This is a genomic window from Synechococcus sp. Cruz CV12-2-Slac-r (assembly GCF_024346075.1).
GTDB lineage: Bacteria > Cyanobacteriota > Cyanobacteriia > PCC-6307 > Cyanobiaceae > Synechococcus_D.
In genome coordinates this window covers 1-2,503 of the sequence record NZ_JAGQEK010000204.1, presented here as the reverse complement: position 1 = coordinate 2,503, position 2,503 = coordinate 1, and the positions used below count along the sequence as shown (strand labels likewise).

Below are 2,503 nucleotides of genomic sequence, written 5' to 3'. Positions count from 1 at the left end.
ATATTTAGTACCTGCATTTAAGCCCTCCGCTTCCGCCTTCACTGTCCAGTCACGATCCGCGCTTGTTGATACAACTCCTTTCTTTATTATATTGGCTTCCTTAAAGTCGCTTGTTGTTGATACTTCCCAATTGACATTTGTAGACGCTCCAGTTATTAGAGCTGGATTTAAACGGGTCCATAATATGACTGAATCTTTATAGGGATCTCCAGAAGCAATACCGTGACTGAACGGAGCTGGGACCGATGAAGTCATGAATATAATGACAGTTTTGCTATTACAATCCTCAATGGTTTTGATAGCAATATGAAGCGGCAATGCTTTGTTTAAGAGCGTATTATTTTTTGGTTATGGGTTTTCTGGTGCCCCGCCCCCTTATTCCCCTTGATAGCCAAGTTCAGCTAAGCGACCTGGTTTTTGGCGCCAATGGGGCACCACCTTCACGAATAATTCTAGATATATCGGCCCATCAAATACTTTTTGCATCTGCAGCCGGGCTCCGGTGCCGATTGCTTTGAGCATGGCACCGCCTTTGCCGATAAGTATTCCCTTTTGGCTGCTTCGTTCCACCATTACGGTGGCAAGAATTGCGGTGCGGGGGCCATCTTCCTCTAACCGTTCGATCTGCACTGCTACCGAATGGGGAATTTCCTCCCTGGTTAGATGCAAAACCTGTTCGCGTATTAGTTCTGCCAACAGCAGTTTTTCTGGCTGATCGCTGATTGTGCCAGCTGGATATAACATTGTCCCTAGGGGCAGCAATGGTTCTAATGCTTCCACCAAGGCACTGCAGCCATCGCCTGTAGTGGCGCTAAATGGTAATAATGGCGCTTCTGGTAAAGCATCTTGATAGCTATTAAATAATTCTTGTTGTTCTTCTGGATTAACAAGATCTTGTTTATTTAGACCCAGTAATACCGGTTGACGTATTTGTTTTAGTAAATCAAGCACAAACTGATCACCGCGGCCAAGCGGCACACTGCCATCCATCAAAGCAAGCACCACATCCACTTCGCCAATGCTGTTGCGTGCGGTTTGCACAAGCCTTTCACCTAGCAGGTGATGCGGTTTGTGAATTCCAGGCGTGTCTAGTAATACAAGCTGCGCGGTGGCGGTTGTGAGAATTGCCCTAAGGCGATTTCGGGTGGTTTGGGCTACCGGTGAAGTGATCGCTACTTTTTCGCCCACCAATTGGTTTAACAAGGTGGATTTACCCACATTGGGCCTCCCGATCAAGGCAACAAATCCCGAGCGAAAGCCCTCTGGCGTTGGGCTCCAAAGCACATCTTCTGTTGCCGGTATTGGAATCTGCATCTACCTAGTGTGCTGGCTTGAGCAAGGCAGTGCTTAAACCCCATAACCTTGGTGAATAGTTTTAGCTTTTGCGATGAGTTTTGAAGCAGCAATGGAAGCAGCAGCCCTCTGGTGTGGCACCTGGGAGCAGGGCGATCTCAGCGATGAGGTGCTGGCAGATAAGGTTGCGCAGTTGCTCACAAGCCGTGATGGCGCCCGCGGTTTCTTTGTGGTGAGTTTGCCAGCAGAAAATCCATTGATGGATCGATTACCTGAACCATTACTGATTGCCCTCAGGGCTGCAGGGGAAGAAGTGGTGGATTTAACGGCCCGTAATTTAGCGATGAGCACCGCTATGGCTGTTTATCACCGGCGTGTTGGCGCAGAAGATCAATGCTTAGGTTCAGAAAGAGTGCAACGCCGCAGCCGAGAATTGCTGCAAAATCTAGAATCTGGAGCGGTAAAAATTAGGCTTGAAACTTTGCTTGCTGCCACAGATGGTATTGGTAGCGATGTTGCTTTTTTGGATCGTTGGCAATACGACGCCGAACAAAAAGCCGCCATTAAGGCGGCCGTGTTATCAGTAGCTGATTAACAAACTAAGATTAAATCAATCCCGGCGGCTACCACCGTTAATGGCAATGATTAAACGCAGGATGAAAATAAATAAGTTTACATAAGTTAGATACATGCCCAATGCACCTGCTAGATATTGATCATCATTGTAAGTGCGCGGCATTGTATAGAAATCAACAAATGCTGCACCAATAAAGATCACCGTACCAAAACCGGCAATCATTAATTCAAAACCACCGCCCATAAACATTCCAGGGGCAAATATACCTCCAATAAATTGCACCAACATCGCAATTAACAGGCCAACAATGCCTAAGCCCACCACCGCTGTGAGGGCTTGGCCAACGCTGTCGCTCATGCGGCGGCCCACAACAGAAGCGATCACAAATGTGATCCCGGTTGCTAGGGCAGCAATTGCTACTCCGCCAACACCTGCAGGGCTGCTGATCGCCATAGATACAAGGCCACTTAAAGTGAACCCAGTTACCAAGCTGTAAACCGCCAAAAGGGGCAGTGCAGTGGCGTTGTTGCCTTTAAGTGCTACATTTTGAGCTACAAAAAATAGAACAAAATTACCAATCAATGCCACCCAAAACAGGGGCATAAAGATTGGTGTTGCAATCATTGTTAAACC

At 47.3% G+C, this 2,503-nt stretch carries 4 protein-coding genes; 1 reads left to right on the top strand and 3 read right to left on the bottom strand.

What is annotated here, in order from left to right:
- The coding region (locus tag KB557_RS10670; protein ID WP_255134045.1) for a PhoD-like phosphatase N-terminal domain-containing protein at positions 1-318 on the bottom strand (318 nt) is incomplete at its 3' end.
- Between the two features lie 57 nt (positions 319-375).
- Positions 376-1,314, bottom strand: coding sequence for a GTPase Era (era, locus tag KB557_RS10665; RefSeq protein ID WP_255134043.1), 939 nt, complete (start codon positions 1,312-1,314; stop codon positions 376-378).
- 73 nt (positions 1,315-1,387) lie between these two features.
- Here era and KB557_RS10660 point away from each other — a divergent pair, with 73 nt between their 5' ends.
- Positions 1,388-1,888: a hypothetical protein gene (locus tag KB557_RS10660; protein WP_255134040.1), complete on the top strand. Its 501-nt coding sequence runs from the start codon at positions 1,388-1,390 to the stop codon at positions 1,886-1,888.
- 15 nt (positions 1,889-1,903) lie between these two features.
- On the opposite strand, the gene KB557_RS10655 is transcribed toward KB557_RS10660, so the two are convergent.
- Positions 1,904-2,503: Bax inhibitor-1 family protein (locus KB557_RS10655; RefSeq protein WP_255134038.1), on the bottom strand; the 600-nt coding region annotated here is incomplete at its 5' end.